This window comes from Mesorhizobium sp. M5C.F.Ca.IN.020.29.1.1 (assembly GCF_003997375.1).
Classification (GTDB): Bacteria; Pseudomonadota; Alphaproteobacteria; order Rhizobiales; family Rhizobiaceae; genus Mesorhizobium; species Mesorhizobium wenxiniae.
Genome location: NZ_RZSW01000593.1, coordinates 1 through 3,607, shown reverse-complemented (window position 1 = coordinate 3,607; position 3,607 = coordinate 1). Strand labels below are relative to the sequence as shown.

General features: G+C 57.6%; 4 protein-coding genes and 2 tRNA genes. 4 read left to right on the top strand and 2 right to left on the bottom strand.

The features are described from left to right. Positions 1–59: 59 nt before the first annotated feature. Positions 60–845, bottom strand: coding sequence for an ion transporter (locus EOA85_RS30360; protein WP_127212197.1), 786 nt, complete (start codon positions 843–845; stop codon positions 60–62). 692 nt (positions 846–1,537) lie between these two features. Between EOA85_RS30360 and EOA85_RS30355 the strand changes: the two genes are divergently transcribed. Together EOA85_RS30355 and EOA85_RS30350 are read left to right on the top strand one after the other, a co-directional pair. After that, positions 1,538–1,882, top strand: a complete 345-nt coding sequence (locus tag EOA85_RS30355; RefSeq protein WP_127212196.1) for an EF-hand domain-containing protein — start codon at positions 1,538–1,540, stop codon at positions 1,880–1,882. Between the two features lie 122 nt (positions 1,883–2,004). Continuing rightward, positions 2,005–2,541, top strand: coding sequence for a DUF1003 domain-containing protein (locus EOA85_RS30350; protein ID WP_245486144.1), 537 nt, complete (start codon positions 2,005–2,007; stop codon positions 2,539–2,541). Positions 2,542–2,634: 93 nt separating this feature from the next. Here the strand turns inward: EOA85_RS30350 and EOA85_RS30345 are convergent. Continuing rightward, positions 2,635–2,711: transfer RNA gene (locus EOA85_RS30345), tRNA-Asp, on the bottom strand. A 215-nt stretch (positions 2,712–2,926) separates the two neighbouring features. Between EOA85_RS30345 and EOA85_RS30340 the strand changes: the two genes are divergently transcribed. Beyond that, a tRNA-Val gene (locus EOA85_RS30340) sits at positions 2,927–3,002 on the top strand. Positions 3,003–3,190: 188 nt separating this feature from the next. Beyond that, a partial coding sequence (locus EOA85_RS30335) for a VOC family protein (protein WP_164759985.1) occupies positions 3,191–3,607 on the top strand: 417 nt, incomplete at its 3' end.

Below are 3,607 nucleotides of genomic sequence, written 5' to 3'. Positions count from 1 at the left end.
GGAATGGCTGTGTTCTGCAATGTTCGCGGGGAAGTACCTGTCGCGCCGAATGAGGCGATCTAGCCGCGAACGCCGGACAATTCGCGAACCTCTGCCCGCAGCGCCTGTAACTCCGCGAGGATGATGGCCTGATCGCTGTGCAGCGTTGCTCTGTCGGCCGATTCTACGGCTTCATGCTCAGCCTCCATCGCCGAAACGATCACGCCGATGAACAGATTGAGTACGGTGAACGAGGTCGCGATGATGAATGGGATGAAGAACAGCCAGGCGGTCGGATAGACCGCCATGACCGGGCGCACCACGCCGTCCGACCAGCCTTCGAGAGTCATGACCTGGAAAAGCGTGAAGAGCGATTCCGGTATGCCGCCGAACAGTTCGGGAAAGGACGAGCCGTAGAGCTTCGTCGCCATCACCGCAAAGACGTAGAACACCAGCCCGAGCAACAGCATGATCGAGCCCATGCCGGGCAAGGCGGTGATGAAGCCGGTGACGACACGGCGCAGCGACGGAACGATGCTGATCAGGCGCAGGACCCGCAGGATGCGCAGCGCCCGCAGCACGGAGAGCGAACCGGTCGCGGGGATGAGCGCGAAACCGACAACGAAAAGGTCGAAGATGCGCCATGGATCGCGGAAGAAATTCGTCCTGTAGACGACCACCCGGATCGCGAGTTCGAGCACGAAGACCGCGAGGATCGCGCGGTCGATGGCTGCTAGAAGCGGGCCAAAAACAGCAATCGCATCGGGCGAGGTTTCGAAGCCCAGCGTGACGGCGTTGATCAGGATCAGGACCATGATCGTGAGGTCGAAATGGCGCGATTCGATGAGCGATTTCAGGGCGTACAAGGCTTCTTCTCCGTTAGAGCATCGGACCAAAGTGGGAACCGGGTTCGGGAAAATCCAATGCTCAAACGCATATGACAGGCTTGGAACGCAACAAATACAAAAAGTTGAAACTCTCAGGAAACCGAAAGTCGAAACTTTTTGTATTAAGGAACAAGACCCCCCGACCTCCTGCGTGACAGGCCGGCACACTAACCACTGAGCTACCCGCGCATAGACGAGAACGTATCAGCCGCGTTCGTCGTTGGGGCGGTGGATAAGCCGCCGGTGTGAGCGTTATTCGCCAGGAGTCGAGAGCCCTCGGGCTCGAACGTAACCGCCGCAAGGCCCAAACAGCCCGGTCGGAAATAGCCATCTGGCCCGCTGTTGAAGCGAATCGCTGCGCTACGTCGCTGTAGGGACCGCATTTTTCTACGGCAGCGCGAAGGATGAACCGGCACACAGCGATCATCTACCAACTCGTCAGGAACCATGCGGGGAGCAGCGGGTTTGGCTTGGATGCCGACACGTTCGGTCCACCATTCTCCAAGGAGAATACTATGACATTAGCAAGCAAGACCACAGCAGTTGCCGCGGCGTTGGCTATGCTGGCTTCCCCGGCAGTATCCCAGACGAGCTCACCTGCGCCTGCCGCACCTGCACAGGATCGTGGCTCAGAGCCAGCGCCAGGAGTGAGCGGGCCAACCGAAGACTCCATGCGCAATATGATGCGTCAGATGATGACCGAGATGCTGGAGGAGAGAATGCAAGAGCGTCGCCGACCCCGAGCAGAACGACGAGGTGGCGACCGTTGGCATCGGGATTTCCGCAGAGGTCCGCATGACGGGCGCCGAATGGCAGGCGGGATGATGCATGGCGCACGGATGCGAATGATGTTCGCCATAGTGGACGCCGACGGCGATGGTGTGCTTTCTCAAACCGAAGTTCAGGATTTCATCGGGCGGATATTCAACGCCGTTGACGAGAACGGCGATGACAGCGTCGACAGGGAGGAAATCCGATCCTTCTTCCACGGAGGTGCCGACGAAACGGGTGAATAAATCACTGCAAGTCTTGCGCGTTCCTGGACGAAAATTCGGGAAAGGAATTCGGAAATGGCCGGTCTCGTTGGCAAGTTTGTCGGGAAAACCCCGGCGCCTCTAGCGCTTCAAGTCGGGCCTTGATGTCCATGGCCGCGCCACAATCCGCCGACATGCAGTCGGTCCTCCACAACAACATTCAGGCTCTGGTTGACCATCGACGAGAGCAGGAGCAGCATCGGGCGTTTCAAGATCGAATTGCCGGCGTCATTTCCCGTTTCGCGGGGAGCATGGCATTCGTGTATCTGCACCTTGCAATCCTGATCGTCTGGGTTGCGCTGAACCTTGGGGCGATCCGGGCTATTCCACCCTGGGACCCAAGTTTTGTGATATTGGCAATGGTAGCCTCGGTTGAGGCGATCTTCCTGTCTACCTTTGTACTGATCAACCAGAACAGAATGGCTGAGCTCAGCGAGCGCCGCGCTGAGCTGAATCTGCAAATCAGCCTGCTCAACGAGCATGAAACCACGCGACTGATCGAAATGATGTCCGCTCTGACGGAGCGTTTGAAGGTACCGACGCCAGCAGATGACGAACTGCCCCAGCTAGCTCAGAACGTCGATCCTCAAGCGGTGATGAGCCAAATCGAACGGGTCTCTGAAAATCAGACCAAACGCTAGAATTTATTGCGTGCCAAGGTCGACACGAACATCTGAATTGCCGGTCCGGCATTCAGAGTTTTCTTCATTTCCAATCAGCTAAGTGATTGAAAATGGCGCGAGTGACGGGGCTCGAACCCGCGACCTCCGGCGTGACAGGCCGGCACTCTAACCAACTGAGCTACACCCGCGCAAGACGAGCACGGTCAGCCGTGTTCGTCGTTGGGGCGGTGGATAAGGCGTAAGCCACCGGGTGTCAAGCGGAGCGCGACAGCATAACAGCAAACAGCCGAAGGTTTTTTGACAAGCCGAATTTTGTTGCCGAAAACGATCAACGGTGAGGGCATCGTGCGCTCATTTGGCCTTGCGAACCCCGTCCTAACTGCTTAAAGGTCCGCCCCGGAGCGGGCGATTAGCTCAGTTGGTAGAGCGCTTCGTTTACACCGAAGATGTCGGCGGTTCGAGCCCGTCATCGCCCACCACTTTTTCTCAAGGGTCTGAGGTTTTCCGGTTCAGCAGCCGCCACGAAAACCGCCACGAAAACCCGTATCGAACAGCCGCTTTGCGGACCAAATCGGCCGTTCGCGTTCAGTGATGTATCGCGGCTCCAGGTCGCCCGGTTCAACGCGAGATGGTATGCTCGTCATATTATCGGCAAGGGAGGTTCGGCATGCCTGTAACCGTTGGTGCGCACCATCTGACGCTGTTCACGCACGACATGGACCGTTTCATTCGCTTTTATGAAGAAATCTTCGACGCGGAAACGAAGTTCGATCTGTCCGAGCCCGGTCCCGGTGGCGGCACTCTTCGTCACTCACTTATCGACGTTGGAGGTGGCTTTGCCCTTCATCCGTTCCAAATGCCGGAACCAACGGGGTATGAAGATGGGTCGATGCAGATGGGCAAGAGAGGTCACATAGATCATCTTGCGCTGAAGGTAGACGATGAAGAGTGCTTGCAGGAAGTCAGGCGACGTCTGGTGAAGGCCGGCGCTTCGGATGGGACCATTACAGATTTCGGCGCTGTCCGTGTTGTGACCTTCAAGGACCCGGATGGAATGGAGGGTGAGGTCGCGCGGTGGACCGAT

Excerpts from the sequence above, each read along its gene's own strand:
- EOA85_RS30350 (WP_245486144.1), top strand. The coding sequence starts at position 2,005 with ATGTCCATGGCCGCGCCACAATCCGCCGACATGCAGTCGGTCCTCCAC.
- EOA85_RS30355 (WP_127212196.1), top strand. The coding sequence starts at position 1,538 with ATGCGCAATATGATGCGTCAGATGATGACCGAGATGCTGGAGGAGAGA.